At 71.3% G+C, this 19561-nt stretch carries 20 protein-coding genes; 8 read left to right on the forward strand and 12 right to left on the reverse strand.

Going from position 1 to position 19561, the window contains the following annotated elements; genetic code table 11:
• The first annotated feature begins 43 nt into the window (after nucleotides 1–43).
• Complete coding sequence (locus ACFSZT_RS02970) at nucleotides 44–532, forward strand: MarR family winged helix-turn-helix transcriptional regulator (RefSeq protein ID WP_377395092.1); 489 nt, start codon at nucleotides 44–46, stop codon at nucleotides 530–532.
• A gap of 16 nt (nucleotides 533–548) precedes the next feature.
• Here the strand turns inward: ACFSZT_RS02970 and ACFSZT_RS02975 are convergent, their stop codons facing one another.
• The 4 genes from ACFSZT_RS02975 to ACFSZT_RS02990 all read right to left on the reverse strand — a co-directional run bounded on the left by ACFSZT_RS02975 (nucleotide 549) and on the right by ACFSZT_RS02990 (nucleotide 7777).
• Complete coding sequence (locus ACFSZT_RS02975) at nucleotides 549–1691, reverse strand: GAF domain-containing sensor histidine kinase (protein ID WP_377395095.1); 1143 nt, start codon at nucleotides 1689–1691, stop codon at nucleotides 549–551.
• Between the two features lie 14 nt (nucleotides 1692–1705).
• Complete coding sequence (gene cydD / locus ACFSZT_RS02980) at nucleotides 1706–5032, reverse strand: thiol reductant ABC exporter subunit CydD (protein WP_377395098.1); 3327 nt, start codon at nucleotides 5030–5032, stop codon at nucleotides 1706–1708.
• Nucleotides 5029–6039: a cytochrome d ubiquinol oxidase subunit II gene (gene cydB, locus ACFSZT_RS02985; RefSeq protein WP_377395101.1), complete on the reverse strand. Its 1011-nt coding sequence runs from the start codon at nucleotides 6037–6039 to the stop codon at nucleotides 5029–5031. Before cydB ends, cydD begins: the two co-directional genes overlap by 4 nt.
• 193 nt (nucleotides 6040–6232) lie before the next feature.
• Complete coding sequence (locus tag ACFSZT_RS02990; RefSeq protein WP_377395104.1) at nucleotides 6233–7777, reverse strand: cytochrome ubiquinol oxidase subunit I; 1545 nt, start codon at nucleotides 7775–7777, stop codon at nucleotides 6233–6235.
• Between the two features lie 238 nt (nucleotides 7778–8015).
• On the opposite strand from ACFSZT_RS02990, the gene ACFSZT_RS02995 reads away from it, so the two are divergent.
• A complete protein-coding gene (locus ACFSZT_RS02995; protein WP_377395107.1) occupies nucleotides 8016–8618 on the forward strand; it encodes a TMEM165/GDT1 family protein in 603 nt (200 codons plus the stop codon).
• An 8-nt stretch (nucleotides 8619–8626) separates the two neighbouring features.
• Here ACFSZT_RS02995 and ACFSZT_RS03000 read toward each other — a convergent pair whose 3' ends face one another.
• Both ACFSZT_RS03000 and ACFSZT_RS03005 read right to left on the reverse strand, forming a co-directional pair.
• The gene (locus ACFSZT_RS03000) at nucleotides 8627–9259 is read right to left on the reverse strand and encodes an IclR family transcriptional regulator (RefSeq protein WP_377395110.1); all 633 of its coding nucleotides are present in this window, start codon (nucleotides 9257–9259) and stop codon (nucleotides 8627–8629) included.
• Nucleotides 9256–10110, reverse strand: a complete 855-nt coding sequence (locus ACFSZT_RS03005) for a hypothetical protein (RefSeq protein ID WP_377396276.1) — start codon at nucleotides 10108–10110, stop codon at nucleotides 9256–9258. Before ACFSZT_RS03005 ends, ACFSZT_RS03000 begins: the two co-directional genes overlap by 4 nt.
• Before the next feature lie 172 nt (nucleotides 10111–10282).
• Here ACFSZT_RS03005 and ACFSZT_RS03010 point away from each other — a divergent pair, with 172 nt between their 5' ends.
• From ACFSZT_RS03010 to ACFSZT_RS03030, 5 genes are all read left to right on the forward strand, one after another.
• The gene (locus tag ACFSZT_RS03010) at nucleotides 10283–11074 is read left to right on the forward strand and encodes a DUF2470 domain-containing protein (RefSeq protein WP_377395113.1); all 792 of its coding nucleotides are present in this window, start codon (nucleotides 10283–10285) and stop codon (nucleotides 11072–11074) included.
• 127 nt (nucleotides 11075–11201) lie between these two features.
• Nucleotides 11202–11990 (forward strand): CPBP family intramembrane glutamic endopeptidase, encoded by a 789-nt coding sequence (locus tag ACFSZT_RS03015; protein ID WP_377396279.1) that lies wholly within the window; start codon nucleotides 11202–11204, stop codon nucleotides 11988–11990.
• A gap of 95 nt (nucleotides 11991–12085) precedes the next feature.
• On the forward strand, nucleotides 12086–12283 hold the full coding sequence (locus ACFSZT_RS03020) for a hypothetical protein (protein WP_377395116.1): 198 nt from the start codon (nucleotides 12086–12088) through the stop codon (nucleotides 12281–12283).
• Between the two features lie 39 nt (nucleotides 12284–12322).
• Nucleotides 12323–13546 (forward strand): arginine deiminase, encoded by a 1224-nt coding sequence (locus tag ACFSZT_RS03025; protein WP_377395119.1) that lies wholly within the window; start codon nucleotides 12323–12325, stop codon nucleotides 13544–13546.
• A gap of 153 nt (nucleotides 13547–13699) precedes the next feature.
• Complete coding sequence (locus ACFSZT_RS03030; RefSeq protein WP_377395122.1) at nucleotides 13700–14251, forward strand: ferritin; 552 nt, start codon at nucleotides 13700–13702, stop codon at nucleotides 14249–14251.
• A gap of 70 nt (nucleotides 14252–14321) precedes the next feature.
• Here the strand turns inward: ACFSZT_RS03030 and ACFSZT_RS03035 are convergent, their stop codons facing one another.
• The 4 genes from ACFSZT_RS03035 to ACFSZT_RS03050 form a co-directional block, all read right to left on the reverse strand.
• On the reverse strand, nucleotides 14322–15152 hold the full coding sequence (locus tag ACFSZT_RS03035) for a hypothetical protein (RefSeq protein WP_377395125.1): 831 nt from the start codon (nucleotides 15150–15152) through the stop codon (nucleotides 14322–14324).
• The gene (locus ACFSZT_RS03040) at nucleotides 15149–15667 is read right to left on the reverse strand and encodes a SigE family RNA polymerase sigma factor (RefSeq protein ID WP_377395127.1); all 519 of its coding nucleotides are present in this window, start codon (nucleotides 15665–15667) and stop codon (nucleotides 15149–15151) included. Before ACFSZT_RS03040 ends, ACFSZT_RS03035 begins: the two co-directional genes overlap by 4 nt.
• 110 nt (nucleotides 15668–15777) lie before the next feature.
• Nucleotides 15778–16137: a DUF952 domain-containing protein gene (locus ACFSZT_RS03045; RefSeq protein WP_377395130.1), complete on the reverse strand. Its 360-nt coding sequence runs from the start codon at nucleotides 16135–16137 to the stop codon at nucleotides 15778–15780.
• Entirely contained in the window at nucleotides 16137–17012 is an 876-nt protein-coding gene (locus ACFSZT_RS03050) for a DUF5926 family protein (protein ID WP_377395132.1), read from the reverse strand. Before ACFSZT_RS03050 ends, ACFSZT_RS03045 begins: the two co-directional genes overlap by 1 nt.
• Nucleotides 17013–17081: 69 nt before the next feature.
• Here ACFSZT_RS03050 and ACFSZT_RS03055 point away from each other — a divergent pair, with 69 nt between their 5' ends.
• Nucleotides 17082–18251, forward strand: a complete 1170-nt coding sequence (locus ACFSZT_RS03055) for a cytochrome P450 (protein ID WP_377395134.1) — start codon at nucleotides 17082–17084, stop codon at nucleotides 18249–18251.
• Here the strand turns inward: ACFSZT_RS03055 and ACFSZT_RS03060 are convergent, their stop codons facing one another.
• Entirely contained in the window at nucleotides 18252–19169 is a 918-nt protein-coding gene (locus tag ACFSZT_RS03060; RefSeq protein WP_377395137.1) for a DUF4328 domain-containing protein, read from the reverse strand.
• A 3-nt stretch (nucleotides 19170–19172) separates the two neighbouring features.
• Nucleotides 19173–19523 (reverse strand): rhodanese-like domain-containing protein, encoded by a 351-nt coding sequence (locus tag ACFSZT_RS03065; RefSeq protein ID WP_377396282.1) that lies wholly within the window; start codon nucleotides 19521–19523, stop codon nucleotides 19173–19175.
• Nucleotides 19524–19561 lie beyond the last annotated feature (38 nt).

Consider the following 19561-nt stretch of genomic DNA (forward strand, 5'->3'; position numbering starts at 1 on the left):
AGTAAAATTGTATGGGAAGAGCCCCAAGCAGAGGAGCCCGGGGATGAGTGACCTCGTCGACAAGATCATCAGCCAGTGGGCGGAGGTCCACCCTGAGCTCGACACGTCCGGCCTGGCCGTGGTGGGCCGGGTGTTGCGGCTGGCGTCGTTGATCCGGCGGGGCACCGAGGACGTGCTGGCCGAGTACGAGCTGACGCGTCCGGAGTTCGACGTGCTGTGTGCCGTACGCCGCAACGGCGCCCTCACGCCGGGCCAGATCACGCGGGAGATGTTGTCGTCGGGCGCGGCGGTGACGAAACGCGTCGATCGGCTCGCGCGGATGGGCCTGCTCGTGCGGGAGCGGAGCACGCGCGACCGCCGGGTCGCCCACATCCGGCTCACCGACCAGGGCCAGAACATGCTGGACGAGCTGCTCCCCCGGCACCTCGCGGCCGAGAACGCGATGCTCGCCGAGCTCACCGACGACGAGCGCGCCCGGCTCGCCCGGTTGTTGTCGACCATGCTCGCCACGGCCGAAGGGCGGCTCGGCTGAGCCGCCCGGGTGATCGTCAACCCAGCGGCAGGTCGAAGGCGACAAGCGTGCCGAGGCTCGGCGAGGAGTTGACGAAGAACGTGCCGCCCGCGCCTTTCGCGCGTTCCTCCAGGTGCCGCAGGCCGCGCTTGGCGACGTCGCGGGGCACGCCACATCCGTTGTCACGCACGCGAAGCCGGACACCGTCGTCGCCGCGCTGGAGGCTGACGCGCACCTCGCTCGCACCCGAGTGACGCACCACATTGGACAGTGCCTCGCGTAGTGCGGCGCGGACGTGGTCGGCGCGCTCGGCGGGGATGTCGGCGAATTCACCGGAGAGTTCGAGCGTGGGCGGGTAGCCGAGCAGCTCGCCGGCGATGCGCACCTCGGAGCGGGCGGACTCGGCGAGGTCGGTGTCGGCGTGCCCGGGTTCGTCCGGCAGCGAGTCGGGCGAGCGCAGCTCCCGGACGGTGCCGCGGATCTCGTCGATCGTCTGGTCGAGCTGGTCGATGGCCTCGCCCAGCCGTGCCTCGTCGGCGCCCGCGAAGCGCCTGCGCATACGCCGGCGTACCCGGTCGAGCTGCATGCCCGCGGCGTAGAGGCGCTGGACGATCACGTCGTGCAGTTCACGCGCGATGCGTTCGCGTTCCTGGTAGAGCGTCACGCGGTGCCGGGCGTTGGCGCCCTCGGCGAGCGCGAGGACGACACCGGCCTGGCTGGCGAACGCGGTGAGCAGGTCCACGGTGCTCGTCGAGAACGGTTCCCGGTCGTGCCTGCGGTAGGCGGTGAGCACGCCGAGTTGTTTGCCTCCGGTGCCGAACGGCGCCGCCGCGAACGGCCCGTAGGACTGGAGTTCCTCGGGCACGAACCGGGACGTGCGCGGGTCGCTGGTGACGTCGGCGGTGAAGACGGGCTCCTCCCCCGCGGCAACGCGGCCCGCGGCGGATTCGGCGGGCAACACGAGCCCGAGCAGGTCGGCGTCGGCGTCGCCGTGGACGGCTTCGACGGTCACGGAGCCGTCGTCGGAGCGCACCATGAGCAGTCCGAGGTCGGCGTCGGCGAGCTCGACGGCGTGCCGGACGACCGATCCGAGCACGACATCGGGGTCGTCGCCGGAGAGGGCCGCGGTGGTGATCTCGGTGGCGGCGGACAGTGCGCGAGCGGCGAGTGTGGGTTCCATCAGCAGTATCAAGCCTATGCGCCCCCGCCCGCGACGGCCGCCGGTTGTGCCGGGAGTCGCGTGGTCACCTGACCGTCGCGGACCTCGAGGACGAGGTCGGCGCCCGCGACCTCCTCGGCCCGGTGGGTGACGTGGACGACGGTCTTGCCGCGCAGCGCCTCGCGCAGCCCGGCGAGGACCCGGTCGGCGGTGGCCGGGTCGAGGTGGGCGGTGGGCTCGTCGAGCAGCACGACGTCCGTGTGTGGGGCGGCGAGCAGGGCCCGGGCGAGCGCCAACCGCTGTGCCTGGCCGCCGGACAGCCCCGCGCCCGCGCTGTCGAGCACGGTGGCCAGGTCGAGGCCGGGCAGCCCGGCGAGACGGGCTGCGGCGGCGAGCTGGTCGTCGGTGGCGTGCGGGTCGGCGAGCCGGAGGTTCTCGGCGACGGTCGTGGACACCAGCTGCGGTTCCTGTGGTGCCCACGCGACGCGCTCGGGCAGGACGGCCCGGGAGCTGTGTCCGGTGTGGTCGATCGGCAGGAAGCCGAGCAGCGCCGCGAGGAGCGTGGACTTGCCGGAGCCGGACGGGCCGATGACGGCGACGTGGCTGCCCGCGGGGATGTCCACGGTCACCGAACGCAGCACGGGGGCGTCGGTGCCCGGCCACCGGAGGTCGGCGTCCCGCAGCTCGATGTGGTCGCCGTGGCCGGCCGGGGTGTGTTTCGCCTCCCGGCCGGTGAGGGCGGCGAGGCGGGCACGGGCCTGGCGCAGTGCGTCCCGGTGCTGGGCGACGGGCGGCAGCAGGGCGAGCACCTCGGCGAGGGCGAGCGGCACGAGCGCGAGCACCGGGGCGAGGACGGGATCGAGCGAGCCCTGGGCGACCGCGCGTCCGGCCAGCCAGGTGCCCGTGACGGCGGCGCCGCCGGTGACGGCGATGATGACGGCGTCGGCCACGCCTGCGCCGAGAGCCTGCCTGCGGGCGGCGGCGACGAGGGTCGCGTCGGTGCCGGCGAGGTCGCGGCGGCGCCGGCGGTGGGCGCCGACGGCGATGAGTTCGGCGGCGGCGTCGAAGAGCCCGAGCACCTGGCGTTCGACGGCCCGGCGACCGGCCGCGAGGGTGGACGTGGCGCGGCGTTCGACGGCGAGGGCCGCGGCGGGCGCGAGCAGCCCGCCCACGAGCATCGCGATGGCCAGGGCGAGCCCGGCTTCGGGCAGGACGGCGGCCTGCACGGCGCACGCCGCCAGGAGCACGATGGTGACGACGAGCGGTGGCGTGGCCACGCGCGGAAGCAGGTCGCGGATGGTGTCGACGTCGCTGACGAGGCGCTGCTGGCCTTCGCCGCGGTGCAGCGTGAGGGTGAGGGCGGGGCCGAGCCGCACCAGTGCTCGCCACAGCTGTTCGCGCAGCCGGCCGGCGATGCGGAAGGCGGCGTCGTGGGTGACGACGCGTTCGAGGTAGCGCAGCCCGGCGCGGGCGAGGCCGAACGTGCGCACGCCGACGACGGCGACGGTCAGCATGAGGATCGGCGGCTGCTGGGAGGCGCGCGCGATGAGCCAGCCGGAGGTCGCGGTGAGCGCGACACCGGCGAGCAACGCGGCGGCGCCGAGTGCGGCTCCGCCGAGGAACCGGCGATCGAGGAGGGTGCGCAGTGGCGCGGGCCGGGCCGCGTCCGGTTCGGGGTCCGCATCCGCACCGGGCCGGGCGGTCGTGGGCTCGGCACCGGTTTCGAGGGCGGCGCGTTCGTGTGCGGCGACGACCACGGCCGCGCCCTCCTGTTCGGCGTCGCGGATGGCGGCGAGCACGCGCTGGGCGTTGACGGCGTCGAGGTGGGCGGTGGGCTCGTCGAGGAGCAGCAGCCAGGCACCGGCCCGCACACGCAGCAGGGCCCGGGCGAGGGCGAGGCGCTGGCGCTGGCCGGTGGACAGGCGACTGACGCAGGCGGCGCCGAGTCCGGTGAGGCCGAGCCGGTCGAGCACGGCGCCGATGTCGGCCTCGGTGGCGGTGGGCGCGGCGAGTACGAGTTCGTCCCGCACGGTGCCGCCGGCGAACGCCGGGGACTGCGGCACCCAGGCGATGTTCTCGCGCCAGCTGGACATGGCGATGTCGGCCAGTGGTGTGCCCGCGACGGTCACGGTGCCGGAGTCCGGGCGGAGGAAGCCGAGCAGCACGGACAGCGTGGTGGTCTTGCCCGCCCCGCTGGGCGAGCGCAGCCACACGGTCTCGCCCGGCCGCACGGTGAACGACTCGCCGTCCGGGGCGTAGCGGCCACGTCGCCGGACCCGCAGGTCACTCACGCGTACCTCACCGCGCGGCGCGGGTGTCGTGCCGTCGGCGGGTGCGGGTTCGGCGAGGACGTCGGCGACGCGGCGGACGGATTCGACGCCGTCCTCGCTGGCGTGGAACGCGGTGCCGACCGCGCGCACGGGCTGGTAACACTCCGGCGCCAGGATCAGTACGCCGAGGCCGATGGCGAGCGAGAGGTCGCCGTTCACGAGCCGGACCCCGATGAGGACGGCGACCAGCGCCACGGACAGCGTCGCGGCGAGTTCGAGCGCGAACGCCGAGGTGAACGCGACGCGCAAAGTGGACAGTGTGGCGCGCCGGTGCCGGTCGTTGACACGGCGGACCGCCTCGGCCTGCGCCTCGGCGCGCCGGAAGGCGGCCAGCACGGGCAGGGCGCGGACGAGTTCGAGCAGGTGGCCGGACAGCCGCTGCACGGCGTCGCTGACCGCACTGACGCGGTCGGCGGTGTACTTGCCGATGAGGATGCCGAACAGGGGCAGCAGCGGGAGGGTGAGCGCGATGACGACCGCCGACGGCCAGTCGGCGACGAGCACGGCGGATCCAGCCGCGAGGGGGACCACGGCGGCGGTGACGAGCGCGGGCAGGTAGTCGGTGAAGTAGGCGTCGAGGGCGTCGAGGCCCTTGGTGGTCACGGCCGTGAGCTGCGCCGGTCCGCGTTGGGCGATCCACTCCGGACCGAGGCGCAGTGCGTGGTCGACGGCCTTGGCGCGCAGCTCCTCCTTGGCGCCGGCGGCGGCCCGGGCGGCCACCACGCGGGTGGCCCAGCCGAGCACGGCCCGCACCAGCACCACGCCGACGAGCACCGTGAGCCGTGTGGTGAGGTTCGCCGTGTGGCCGGCGACGATGTCGGCGAGCACGGCGGCGAGCAGGAACGCCTGCGCGACCAGCGTCGCGGCGTTCAGCAGGGCCAGCAGTGCCGATGCGGCCAGCGCCCGGCGCGCTGTCGCCGACAGGGCGGGCAGCGCGCCGAGCGGACCCTTGCCCGTCCGCGGCGAGTCCGCTGTGGACGTTGTGCGTGCGGACTCCGTGGCGGTAAGGGGTGTGCGGACGGGAAGTCTCATCGCGGTGCGTGCACCTTCGGGATGTGTTTCGTGCTGATGCGCTTGCGGAACACCCAGTACGTCCAGCCTTGGTAGACGAGCACGGCGGGGGTGCCGAACCCGGCGACCCAGGTCATGATCGTCAGCGTGTACGGGCTGGAGGCGGCGTCGGTGACGGTGAGCGAGTTCGCCGGGTCCGTTGTGGACGGGAGGACGTCCGGGTAGAGCGCGCCGAACAGAGTCACGACGGCGGCGGTGAGCGCGGCTCCGAGCGCGGCGAACGCCTGGCCTTCCCGGCCTTCGGCGAGCCGCCACCACGCGACGGCGGCCGTGATGAGGGCCAGCGCGAGTGTGCCCAGTGTCCACAGTGCACCTTCACGCCACTGCACGAGGCCCAGGAATGCGGCCAGGGGCAGCAGCGCAGCCGGGAGGATGCGGAAGGCGAGCCGGTGGGCGCGGTGGCGGATGTCGCCGTCGGTCTTGAGCGCGATGAACACGGCGCCGTGCAGCAGTGAGAACCCGACGATGGCGACGGCTCCGAGCAGCGTGTCCCACCGGACGGCCTCCAGCGGCGAGCCGATGCGGTTGCCGTCGGCGTCGAGGGGCAGTCCGAGCACGGTCGTCGCGATGAGGAGACCGACGCCGAACGGCGGGATCCACGAGCCGATCATGATGACGCGGTCCCAGACGCGCCGCCAGCGGTCGGAGTCGACCTTGCCGCGGTACTCGAACGCGACCCCACGGCCGATGAGGGCGAGCAGCACGACGAGCAGTGGCAGGTACGCGCCGGAGAAGAGTCCGGCGTACCAGGCGGGGAAGGCGGCGAACGTGGCACCCGCGGCGACGATGAGCCAGACCTCGTTGCCGTCCCACACCGGGCCGATGGTGTTGATGAGGACGCGGCGTTCGGTGTCGTCGCGCCCGAGGACGGGCATCAGCATGCCGACACCGAAGTCGAAGCCCTCGAGGAAGAGGTAGCCGAGCCAGAGCAGGGCGATCAGCACGAACCAGACGGTTTCGAGGTCCATCAGCGCGCCTCCGTGGCCGGTGTTTCAGGTGAAACCAGATATCCCCAGGCAGTTGTGCACAACAGGGTCGGTTGTCCACAATTTCCTGCTGACGGCCCGTGGACAGCCCGCCCATGGGTAGGCTGGTGCAGGGGTCGCCCCCCGGGAAGGGTGGGGGGTTGCCTACGCCATTCCGACATTGCTCCCACCTTCCTCAGTAGGCGAACGCGAGCGCGTCGTCGTCGCTGCCGCCACTGCCACCACTGCCACCACTGCCACCGCCGCCGTCCCGGCCTGGTCCGCCGTCCGGTTTCTCCGGCTTCGGGGGTATGACGCCCTCGATCCCGCCACGCACGTACTTCGTGATCAGGAAGACCTCCACCACGGCCAGCACCGCGTAGACGAGGGTCAACGCGATCAGCGACGTCCACACCTCGCCCTCCGTCACCCTCGACACGGCCTGCGCGGTGTACATCCAGACACCGTCGACGCCGCTCGGGTCGGGGTTCGGCACCACCACGAACGGCTGCCGCCCCATCTCGGTGAAGATCCAGCCCGCGCTGTTGGCGATGAACGGCAGCGCGATACCCGACAGCGCCATCCGGGGGAACCACTTCGTATCCGGGATCCGCCCGCCGCGCGTCAGCCAGAGCGCGAACACGCCCAGCGCCGTCGACAGCGCGCCGAAACCGATCATGACCCGGAAACCCCAGTAGGTCACCGGCAGGTTCGGCACATAGTCGATGGGCTTGCCGGCCAGCTCACCGAGCGCCGGGTCGTCCGGGTAGTTGCTGCCGTAGCGCTCCTGGTACTCGGTGACCAGGTCGTCGATGCCCTTGACCTCGGTCGTGAAGTCGTTGTGCGCCAGGAACGACAGCAGCGCAGGCACGTTGAATGTCTTGACGCTCTCGCAGTCGGCGTCGCGGACATCGCCGATCGCGATGATCGAGAAGCTCGCCGGCTGCTCGGTGTGGCACAGCGCCTCGGCGGAGGCCATCTTCATCGGCTGCTGCTCGAACATCAGCTTGCCCTGGACGTCACCGGTGACCGCGAGCACCACGAACGCGACCACCCCGGTCCACGTGCCGAGCTTGAGCGACGACCGCCACACCGCACGGTGCTCGTCGTGCTCGTGCCGCTTGCGCCACAGCCGCCACGACGCGATCCCCACCAGGAACGCCGCCGCCACGGAGAACGCACCGGCCACCGTGTGCGGGATCGCCGCCAGCGCGGTGTTGTTGGTGAGCACGGCCCAGATCGAGGTCATGGTCGGCCTGCCGTCGACGAACTCGGCGCCCACCGGGTGCTGCATCCACGAGTTCGCCGCCAGGATGAAGTACGCCGATGCCACGGTGGCCAGCGAGAACGCCCACACGCACGCCAGGTGCACCTTCTTCGGCAGCCGGTCCCACCCGAAGATCCACAGGCCGAGGAACGTCGATTCGACGAAGAACGCGACGAGCCCCTCCATCGCCAGCGGGGCGCCGAATACGTCACCGACGAAGCGAGAGTACTCGCTCCAGTTCATACCGAACTGGAACTCCTGCACGATGCCGGTCACCACACCCATGGCGAAGTTGACCAGCAGCAGCTTGCCCCAGAACTTCGTCATCTTGTAGTAGCGCTCGTCGCCCGTGCGCACCCATGCCGTCTGCATCCCCGCGACCAGCACGGACAGGCCGATCGTGAGGGGCACCATCAGGAAGTGGTAGACGGTCGTGATCCCGAACTGCCACCGGGCAAGCTCCAGTACGTCCACGCCCTCGACTCTGCCCCGGCGGCCCCCACGCGCGTCAGGTCCCGTGGTCCTGATCTTGCCGGGACATAGGTCCCGTCCACGCAGATCAGAGACGCTGTTTCGGCGTGGCGAAAAAAATTGTGAGGCGGCGCTTGGAAATTGCCCGAGCACCGCCGAAACCGCCGATTCGCAAATCCAATCAGCTTGATTTTCCGCCGCTCCCCTTTATCGTTGAAGTGACAAGGGAGTGAAAGCATTCATGTCCACCGCACTGCTGGCCTTCATCGCAACGTTTGCGCTGGTCATGGCCGTCGAGCTACCCGACAAGACACTTGTCGCCACGCTCGTCCTCACCACGCGTTACCGCGCCGCTCCGGTACTCACCGGAGTCACCATCGCCTTCGCGGTGCAAACGGTGATCGCGATCGCATTCGGCAGTGCGCTGACATTACTCCCGGACCGCCTGGTCTCCGTTGTGGTCGGCGTCATGTTCGGTATCGGCGCCGCGATGCTGCTTCGAGCGGGCTTCCGTACGGGCGACGAGGGCGAGGAGGACGCCATGCGGGCCGGCCCCGCGCCGGTGTCGTTCCTGCGAGCGGGCACGACCTCGTTCGCCGTGTTGTTCACCGCCGAGTGGGGTGACGCCTCGCAGCTGGCCACCGCCGGGCTCGCGGCCCGCTACGCCCAGCCGTTCGCGGTGGGTCTCGGTGCTTTCGCCGGGCTGGCCTGCGTGGCGGCGCTGGCGGTCTTCCTCGGCAAGAAGATCCGCAGCCGGATTCAGCCGAAGCTCATCCAGCGGGTGGCGGGGTTCGTGTTCGCCGGGTTCGCGACCTTCGCCTTCGGCGCCGCGCTGCTCGGCTGACGTCCCCTTCAATCGCGCACGACGTCCGCGAGCGCTCCGGCGGCGTCCACCACCCGCGGTCCGACCGTGGTGGCGTCGGGGGGTTCGAGCGACACCACGCCGACGGCGGCGCGCAGTCCCAGCACACCGCGCAGCGGCGCCGCGATGCCGTGCACTCCCGGCTGCGGTTCACCCGTCGCCGTTGCCCAGCCCTTTCCGCGAGCCCGCAGCGCGAGCGCCTTGCCCGCAGCGCCGCGCGAGGCCGGGTGCCTGCTGCCGATCCGGTACGCCACGTGCAGCGCCGTTCCCGCCGGCTCGGCCACCGCGATCACGTGCAGGTGCTCGCCCTCGGCAATCGAAAGGTGCGCGGTGGCACGGACGTCGTCGGCCAGGGCCCGCAACACCGGACGGGCGGCCTGGCGCAGCTGCGGCCGCATCTGGTCGGCGAGCCGAAGGATGCCCGCGCCGAGCCGCACCCTGCTGCCGTCCCGCCACACCAGCCCGCGTTCGGACAGCGGCACGAGCAGCCGGTAGACGGCCGCGCGGCTGGTGCCGATCGCCGCGGCCAGTTCCGAGACCGTCGCCGCGGCGCCGCCCGCGTCGGCGACCGCCTGCAAGAGGGCGAGCCCGCGATCGAGAGTCAGCGAGCTCTCCCTGCTCACAACAGGCCCAGGTCCTGGAGGTCCCCGATCGGCTGCTCGAAGCTGGCCGAGGCGTACGAGGCGAACAGCGCACGCACGGCCTTGGCGGCGTCGTCCGACAGCCGCCGCGCCTCCTCGGCGAGCTGCTCACCGTCGGTGCTGCCCAGCGCCTCCCGCACGTTGCCGCCCGACAGGCACCGCGCCGACGCCACCAGCAGGTTGAGGAAGCCGTGGTGCTCGAACCCGCTCTCCGGGTCGGCGTGGCGCACCGCGCGGTGCAGGCTGTTCGTCGCCTTGAACGTCGCGCCCTCGACGCCCGCGACAACCGACAGGAAGTCGGCCACCTCGTCGATGCTCGGGAAGTTCTCCCGCGACAGCCCGCCACAGCGGATCTTCGGCCAGCTGCCGTGTTCGATCACCCGGCGGACGCCGTCGAGCCAGCCCACGCCACGCCTGGGCTCCACAACCCGCACGACGTCCTCGGGCACGAACTCCGACACCCGCTCCAGCCACACCTCGTCGACGTCGGAGGGTGCGGGCATCTCGACCATCCTCAGCGCCAGGAGCTCGCTGCGGGATTCCACGATCGAGATCGCCTTAGGCACGCCGCCGAGGCCGGTGTCGATGATGAGCGACAGCGGCAGCGGTTCCTTCGGCTTGATCTTGATGAGCTCTGTGATCAGCTCCGGCAACCGCGACGCCTGGCAGAGGAAAACCCCCAGGACACCCGCGTGTTCGCCGGCGCGGTTCTCGAAGTAGGCCTTCAGCGCCTCCGGCATGGTCGCATCGCCGGGAGGAAAGAGGGCCGAGTCGTCGACCAGGCGAGCGAACAGGGGTGGGGTTCCACGGGGGCCGGGGGGCGTGAGTTCCACAGCGCTTGACACGCCTCACACGCTAGTAGCGTCCGAAATCAGGACGACACTGGCCGCCTGGCGAACGCCTCGCCTGCCCCTCACCGCACCGCCGCCCACCATCGTGAGGAGACGAAGGCAACTTCCACCTGCCCGGGAAATAGGTTAGCCTCGCCTAAGTTGGAGGTGAGTGGTGACCCAGACCGAGCAACCCCGTCGTCCCCAGACGCCACAACCGGCCGAGCGCGCGAAGACCATCGCGGCACGCGGCGGTCCGGCGGTGCTCGTGCCCGCCCTCGACCGCAGGCCGGACGCCGACCTGCGCGTCGTCCCCACCCTCCAGCACGTCCATGCGGGCGGCCGCGTCAGCGTGCTGCTGCCGGACGACCACCCCATCGTCACAGGCATCCGCGAGACCGAGCGCGGCGAACTCGCCATGATGCTCGAGATCACCGACCAGGCACCCGTCGAGCTGCGGGAACCGGTGCGCGGGCTGCTCTGGATCACCGGCTGGCTCCGCCGGATCGACGAGCGCGCGGCCCGCGCCCGGGCGGTGTCCATCGCCGACGTCAAGGCCGACGAACGGCTCCTCGACCTCGGGCACGGGCTCACCATGCTCGACCTGGTCCCCGTCTCGTTCGTCCTCGCCGACGCCGAGGGCACCCACTCCCTGACCACACCGACGTTCAGCGCCGCCTCCGCCGACCCGTTCTGCCACTACGAGCGCCACTGGCTACGACACCTCGAGTGCGCCCACCCGGACGTCATCGACCAACTCGCCCGCCACCTGCCCGACGAGCTCATCGACGGCCGCATCCGCCCGCTCGGGATCGATCGCTACGGGCTGCGGCTGCGTGTGGAGTGCGACAACGGCGACCACGACGTCCGGCTCGGCTTCTCCCGGCCCGTTGCCAGCCCGACGCAGCTTGCCGTGGAACTCCGCAAGCTCGTCGGCTGCCCGTTCCTGCGCGCGCACCGGCGCTGACTCCGGCAGCTCCGTGACCAGGCGTCTCCAGATCGTCGAGGTGCCGTCGAGAGGGCACCTAGCGCATCGGCCGCTGCGCTAGCGTGCAGCGGTGTCACCTGGTTTCCGTCGCTGGTACGACAGCTGGCTGAAGGCTCCGGCGCCGGAGCGGCCCGCCGTTCTCACCGAGCCCGCCCGGCGGCGGGCCCTCGTCGTCGAGGTCGTCCTGGTCTTCGCGATCACACTCGGCCTGTCCGGTGCGCGGGCACTGCTGTCGCTGATCGACTCGCTCCTGCGGCCGCAGTCGCTGCGCGAGCAGCAGGTCGCCATCAACACCGCGCAGGCGACCACCGAGCTGATCGACCTGCTCAAACAGCTGCTGAGCGTCGTGCAACTCGTCGGCTGGGGTGCGTTCGGGCTGTACCTGCTCTGGCGCGGCGGCATGCGCCTGGCCGAGATCGGGCTGAGCCGCAGGCCGCGGCAGGGTGACATCCGCTGGACGATCGGCCTGACGGCGCTGATCGGCATCCCCGGCCTGGTGTTCTACCTCGTGGCGTGGCAGCTCGGGCTCAATCTCGCCGTGCAGCCGTCCACTCTCGAGCAGACGTGGTGGCGGCCGATCACGCTCACCCTCTCGGCGTTCGGCAACGCGTTCGCCGAGGAGGTGCTGGTGGTCGGCTACCTGCTCACCCGGCTGCGGCAGCTCGGCATCGGGGAGAACGCCGGCCTGGTGCTCGCCGCCGTGCTGCGCGGGTCGTATCACCTCTACCAGGGCGTCGGCGGGTTCGTCGGCAACGTCGTGATGGGCCTGGTGTTCGGCCGCGTGTGGCAGCGGACCAACCGGCTGTGGCCACTTGTCGCGGCTCACACCCTCTTGGACGTGTTCGCGTTCGTGGGTTACGCGCTTCTGCGTGATCATGTCTCCTGGCTGCCGTGAGCGATTGCGGCAATGTTCGAACATGTGTTCTAATGGGTGAGCCGGTTCGCAGGGGATGGCGAGGGCCGGCGCCGCGACGACCGATGGAGGGGTATATGGCCTGCAAGATCACGCACCGGCTCAACGACCAGCAGATCCGGTTCGCCAACCGGGACGCCGCCGAGCGCTACGCGGAGATCATGGGCGGCGGGGTCGACAACTGGGTGTTCACGACGGTGCCGCCCGCCGAGGCCGAGTGGTCCGCGCACGGGCAGCGTTCCGAGCACGCGGTCTCGAGGCGAGCCGCTTCGTAAGCCGGGCCGGGTGGCGCGCGGTTCATTACGCTCGCCTGCGTGGAAGACACCATCACTCCGGGCGTCGACAGTGAGGTCGGGCCGCTGCGCTCCGTGCTTCTGCATCGCCCTGGCAACGAGCTCAAAAGGCTCACGCCCCGCAACAACGACCAGCTACTGTTCGACTCGATCCCGTGGGTGGACCGGGCCCAGCAGGAGCACGACGCCTTCGCCGGTGTCCTCAAGGGGCGCGACGTCGAGGTATTGCTGCTGGCGGACCTGCTCTGTGAATCGCTGAGGGACGCCCGTGCCCATGCGGCGGGCGTGCACGCGGCGGTCGACGACAGACGACTCGGCACGGAGCTGGCGGACTCGCTGCGCTCCCACCTGTCCGGCCTGGACGCTCCGGTGCTCGGCGAGGTGCTCATGTCGGGCATGACGTTCGAGGAGCTGCCCGCCTCCGAGGGCGCGTCGCTGGTGCGGAAGATGCACCACCCGCACGACTTCGCCGTCGATCCGCTGCCGAACCTGCTGTTCACCCGCGACTCGTCGGCGTGGATCGGAGACCGGGTGGCCGTGTCGTCGCTCGCGATGCCGGCCAGGCGCCGGGAGACGGCGCTGCTGGACCTCATCTACGCCTACCACCCGCGGTTCCAGGGCACGGCCCGGGCGTACGGGGCGCACTCGGCCCCCGTCGAGGGCGGTGACGTGCTCCTGCTGGCGCCCGGCGTGCTGGCGGTCGGGGTCGGCGAGCGCACCACGGCGGCGGGCGCCGAGTCCCTGGCGCGGTCGGTGTTCGCGGACGGCCTCGCGCACACCGTGCTCGCGGTGCCGATCGTGCAGACGCGAGCCACCATGCACCTCGACACGGTGTGCACGATGGTCGGGCCCGACTCGGTGGTGATGTACCCGCTGGCGCGGGACTCGCTGGTGGCCTACACGCTGCGGCCCGGCGACAACGACACCCTGCGCGTGGACGGCCCGGCTCCGTTCCTCTCCGCCGCCGCGGAGGCGATGGGCATCGATCGGCTGCATGTCATCGACACAGGCCTCGATCCGGTCACCGCGGAACGTGAACAGTGGGATGACGGGAACAACACCCTCGCGCTCGCGCCCGGTGTGGTCGTGGGATACGAGCGCAACATGGAAACCAACGCGCGGCTGGAGGAGGCAGGCATCGAGGTGCTGCGCATCGCCGGTTCGGAGCTGGGTTCCGGCCGAGGTGGTCCACGCTGCATGTCCTGCCCGATCGCGCGTGACCCGATTTCACCGGCAACACACTGACTATAAGTAAGCCTCACCTAAGGAATTGCCGCGATTCTTAGGTGAGGCTCAACTAAATAAGACGAACCTTGGCTAATGAATTGTATGTAAATGGGGCCGGGATCACCAGACCCCGAGTAGAAGAATGTCAGCGGTCGCGCGTATCGTGAATGTATGCCCACCACGAAGAAGCATCCGCGATCCAAGTTCTATGAATTGCTGCAGGCGCAGGTGCACAACGAGTTCAACGCCTCGCAGCAGTACACCGCGCTTGCGGTGTGGTTCGACAACGACGACCTGCCGCAGCTGGCGAAGTTCTTCTACGCGCAGGCCGTGGAGGAGCGCAACCACGCCATGGCGCTGGTCCAGTACATGATGGACACCGACCACCACGTCGAGATCCCGAGCACCGGCGACGTGCGCAACGACTTCTCCCAGCCTCGCGAGCTCGTGGAGCTGGCGCTCGAGCAGGAGAAGGAAGTCGCGGCCGACATCAAGACGCTGGTCAAGGCCGCGCGCGCCGAGGACGACTACATGGGCGAGCAGTTCATGCAATGGTTCCTGAAGGAGCAGGTGGAGGAGATCTCCACGATGAGCACTCTGCTCAACGTCGTCGACCGCGCGAAGGGCGACATGTTCGAGGTCGAGAAGTTCGTGCACCGGGAGCTCTCCACGCCGAACGACGACGACCCGACCATGCCTCCGGTCGCGGGCGGCAAGCTCTGATCCCGCCAGGAATGAAACCCGGGCCTCCCGATCGGGGACGCCCGGGTTTTTCACTTAGGGATGCCTTGCCTCAACAATTCGCGTCGAGCGACTCCAATTGCACCTGCGAGACCGCGTCATCCGCAACGGTGAACACATAGCGCGCGGACGCCGAAGCTGACGCCACGTAACCGTCCGACTCTGCAGTGAGACCGGAATAGGTGGACCTCAGCTGATCGAGTGACGAACCATTTCCGATCCCCTCCGGGGTTTGCGCGTCGCCGGCCCGGAAACGCACGATTCCGTCGTCACCCGAAATCGTGATCTCACGGATCGTGGCGGTCCCCTCCGTCAGCTGATAGTGGGCGCAGCCCTGCGCGGGTGGCGGGCCGGGGTCCGGGGACACCAGCCCCGTAGCCGTGGCGTCCTGGTAGCTCATGCCGAGCCGGAGCGAGAGGTAGCCGTCCGGCCCCAGCACCGGCCGCGCCGCCAGCACCTCGCCGCTCTCGGCCCGCTGCGCCGGTGAGGTGACCGGCGGCGACGACGGCGGCAGGACCTTCCGCTCGCCCGTCGGCGGCGTCTCCACCGACGGAGGCGGAGCCTGCGTGCCGCCGACCGTCGACGACGGCGCCCGCGGGGACGAGGCGGCCGGTTCCTCGGTCGACGTCGGCGCGGCCGCGACGTTGGCGTCGCGCGGCACGTCCTCCCGCCCGACACCGCTCAGCGCCAGACCACCGCCGACCAGCCCCAGCACGACCAACGTTCCCGCGCCCGCGCCGGCCGCGGCTCGGCGGCGCCGACGTCGCCGGGCACCGGACACAATGGCCCGATCGGCATCCGGCGCCGGCCGCACGTCGAGTCGCTCGTCACCGAAGAGCCTGCGGAGCTCCGCGCCGACCGCATCGTCGTCCCAGTCGTTCACACCGCCTGCCTCCCCTCGGTGCCCTCGGTGCCGTCACTGCCGCGCAGTCTTGCGCGCAGCGAGGCGATCGCCTTGCTGGCCTGGCTCTTGACCGTCCCCGGACTCACGCCGAGCGAGTCGGCGATCTCCGCCTCGGACAGTCCCTCGTAGTAACGCAACACGATGACCGCGCGTTGCCTCGGGGGCAGATCTCGCAGCGCCTGCCACAGCGGTTCGTGTTCGAACGGGTCCGCCATCGTGAACGAGCGGGTCTCGGGGAGCTCCGCGACCAGGTTCTCGCGGCGCCGTTTGCGCCACCGGCTGATGTGCGCGTTCGCCATCGACCGGCGCACGTAGGCCACCGGGTCGTCGGTCTTGTTCCGCACGTGCGACCAGCGGGATCCGATCTTCTCCAGCACCGTCTGCACCAGGTCTGCGGCGTCATGCGGGTTGCCGGTGAGCGCATGGCCGTACCGCAGCAGCCCGGGCAGGTTCGCCTCCACGAACTCGGCGAAATCCGCGAGATCGCCCGGCACGGCGAATCCCCTCCTGCCCCATGACACCCGGCCGTTCCCCCACGTCGACGGCAGGCACAACCACGCCACGGTAACGCGTCACGGCAGGCGGCACCGAGCCGACCTGCCGCTCAAACCTCCCTGGTGGCCAGCTCGGGAGGCAGCCGGAAGGAGCCGTCGGGGCCGGGCGGAAAGGGGTGCACCGCCACGACCGCGGCCGTCGGGATCGGCCCGTAGACGTGCGGGAACCACGGCGCGCCAAGCTCCGGCGGGTCGGCGGGCTCCCAGCGAACCGGCACCTCCAGGCGGTCCGGGTCGACCACGAGGAGCAGCAGATCGATCCGGCCGCGAAACACCCGGTCGGCGGGGAACTGCACCGTGCCGAAATCGGAGCAGTGCACGAACCCCACGTCGGTCAGCGACGCCGGCGCGTACACGCCGCCGGAGGGCACCGCTGCCCAGTCGGCGGCCGGGCAGATGTGCAGGATCATCAGCGCAGGGTCAGCTGCCTGCCGATGAGCCCGTCCCGCGACCGGCGCTCGGCCGCGTTGAGCGGCTCGTCGTCCAGCGACTCCAGCGCCTCCTGCAGCCGCGTGCCGAGCTCCTTGGCGGGCTCGATCCATTCGCGTGCGTGGGCCTCGGGGTCGAGGTCCCAGACCGGCACCAGCAGACCGTGCGCCCGGAACGACCCCGCGAACCGGGTGCCCTCGCCCAGCGTCAGCGTGCCGGCCGCCGCAAGCCGCGCAAGCGCTTGCAGCAGGCGGTTCTCGTCGGCGGGCCACACCCAGCGCAGGTGCGCCTTCTCGCCCGCGAGCACCCAGTAGGCACCAGTGCTGAGCCGCTCGGTCGGCATGATCGCGGCGTTCGCGCGCTCAAGGGACAGCGCGACCTCGCCGGTCGGCTCGGTGTCCTCCGGCAGCCACCACGAGAAGTCCTCGTGCAGCTGGACGTCGAGCTCGGCGTTCGGGTCGAGCAGGTCCTGCAACCGCTCGCCCTCCACGGGCTCGCTCGTGGTGTCGGGTACGGAGAGCACGTCGCCGGGCTCGGCCTCCAGCGCCCAGCGCAGCGACCGGCCGAGATCGCGGCTGATGTCCGACGAGCGGGTCTGCACCTGCATGCCGAGGAACACCTCGCCGTCGGTGCGGACGAACGCCGCGGCGGCCATCGGCAGCACCGACCCGACCGTCACGCTGCGGTCACGCTCGCCCGCGAGCGTGAGCCGGGCCGTCGCCGACGGCACGAACTCCCGCATCGCGATCAACTCCGGCTCCGCCGCGAGGCCCTCGAACGGCCGCGCGACGAAGACGTCCCTCACCTTGGGCTTGCGGTCCTTCTTCGGACCCTTCCTGCGCGCGCCCTTGCCCACGTTGTCGCCTCCTGCGTCGCGTTACGGCGAAAAACGCTACTCGACACACGAGCGCGTTACGGTCGGCGGGTGTTCAACCCCGCTGACCCGGAATTCCTCGACGACCCGTACCCGGCGTTCGCCGCCCTGCGCGCGCAGGGCGAGGTGCATCGGCACACCGGACTGGGGTTGTCGATCGCCGTGTCGCACGCGGCGGCGTCCGCTGTGCTGCGGCACCGTTCGCTCGGCCGGATCTGGACGGACGCGACGCCGCTCGAGCGGTTCGCGTCGTTCAACCTGCTGCACCGCCACTCACTGCTGGAGAACGAACCACCCGCGCACACGCGGCTGCGGCGTCTGGTGTCGTCGGCGTTCGCGCGCGGCCACGTCGAACGGCTGCGGCCGACGGTGGAGAGGCTGGCGGACCGGATGGTCGGCACGCTCGCCGACGCCATCGCCGCCGACGGCGAGGCCGACCTGCTCGAACACCTCGCGCAGCCGCTGCCCGTGGCGGTGATCGCCGAACTACTGGGCGTGCCGGAGGACGCGGGACCGCAGCTGGTGACCTGGAGCAACGCCATCGTGAAGATGTACGAGTACGGGCTGCCGGAGCCGAAGCAGCGCGCCGCCGAGGAGGCGGCCGGGGCATTCGCCGGATACCTGCGGGAGCTCGCCACCGCCCGGGCCGCCGCACCCGGTGACGACCTCCTGAGCCACCTGGTGGCGAGCGAGCTGACGAGCGACGAGGTGGTCGCGACGGCGGTGTTGCTGCTGATGGCGGGGCACGAGGCGACCGTGAACGTCATCGGCAACGGCGGGTACGCCCTGCTACGGCACCGCGACCAGTGGGACCGGCTGGTCGCCGACCCGACTCTGCTCGGCACGGCCACGGAGGAGCTGATCCGGTTCGACTCACCGCTGCAGCTGTTCGAGCGCACGGCCACCGCGGACGTCGAGATCGCGGGTCACCCGGTGGCGAAGGGCGAGAAGATCGCGGCGCTGCTCGGAGCGGCGGCGCGGGATCCCGAGGTGTTCGCCGAGCCGGACACCCTCGACATCACCCGCGAGAGGAATCCGCACCTGGGCTTCGGCGGCGGTGTCCACTACTGCCTGGGCGCGCCGCTGGCGCGGATCGAGATCGCGGCGGCGCTGGGTGCGTTGACGCGGCGGCTGCCCGGCCTGCACCTGGCACGGACTCCGCAGCGGCGGCCGGAGTTCGTCATCCGGGGGCTGCGCACGCTGCCGGTGACGGTCGGGTGACTAGCGGGCGGAGGTCTTCGGGCGGCCGCGGCGGGGCGGTTCGGGCGCGCCGGTCACCTTGAGCACGCGCAGGGGCCGGAGGAACCGGTCGTCGAGCGGGGCGAGCAGCCGCGTGATGCGCGAGACGATCACCAGCGTCACCACCGCCAGCGCCGCCGCCGACAGGTCGGTCAATCCGCTGAGCAGCACGCCGTCGGCGTCGGCCTGCACGCCGTCGCGCATCCGCCAGATCACTGTCAGGGTCAGCAGCACCGCGTTGCCCCACCACGCCGCCCACCAGCCGAGCACGAGGCGCGAGGGGCGCGGCCGCACGTCGGCGGGCCTGCGCAACGTCGCGTGTTCCAGCTCGGCGAGGATCGGACCGGCCAGCAGCAGGTTCGCGCCCGGCACCAGCGTGCCGACCAGCACCTCCCACGCCGGCCGCGGCGGCTCCTGACCGGCGGCGTCGGCCGCCGCCGAACGCGCCACGAACAACCACCACACCGTGCAGGCGATGGCGAACAACGCGAGCACGAACGTCATCAGCGAGAACGCCAGCACCAGCGCGTCGGACGCGCCGACCACGCCGGGGCTCAACGCGGAGTCGCGGCTGCGTACCAGCAGCGCGTACCGCCAGAACTCCGCCCCCGCCGCGATCGTCGCCAGCACGGCCAGCGTCGCGAGCAGCGTGGTCGTGTTGCGGGCGATCATGCGCAGCCGTTGCTGCGGGACCGGGGTGGCCGACGCCGTGCCGGGCACCGCTGTCGGCCTGCGCCACACCAGGTTCGGGAAGCCCCAGCGCGGCGGCGTGGCATACGCCGGTGGACCGGTGTAGGGCCGGTGCACGACGCGACGACGTGGCCGGCTCGCGGCCGACCCCGGTGGGATGGTCGCGACCCAGCGCACCCGCGGGCGGTTGCCCGGCCGGCCCGGCTGCATGGCTCAGAGCACCTCGGGTGCCACACCCTCGTGGTCGCCGACCAGGGGACGGCCCTCGGTCTGCCACGACTTCATGCCCCCGGCCACGTTCACGGCGTCCGCCAGACCGGCGGCGTTGAGCCACGCGGTCGCGCGTGCCGAGCGCCCACCGGTACGGCAGATGACGTAGACGGGCCGGTCGTCGGGCAGCTCGGCGAGCTCGTCCGTCCGCGAGGGCAGTTCGCCGAGCGGGATGTGCACGGCGCCGGGAGCGTGTCCGGCGGCCCACTCGTCCGGCTCGCGCACGTCGAGGAGCACGAGATCGTCGGTCGGCAGCTCGGACACGGACGTCGTCGGTATCTCGGCAGGGTTCACCACAGCCCCATCGTCGCATGCGGGCGTGTGGCCGTCCT

This window comes from Prauserella oleivorans, assembly GCF_042685745.1.
Classification (GTDB): Bacteria; Actinomycetota; Actinomycetes; order Mycobacteriales; family Pseudonocardiaceae; genus Prauserella_A; species Prauserella_A oleivorans.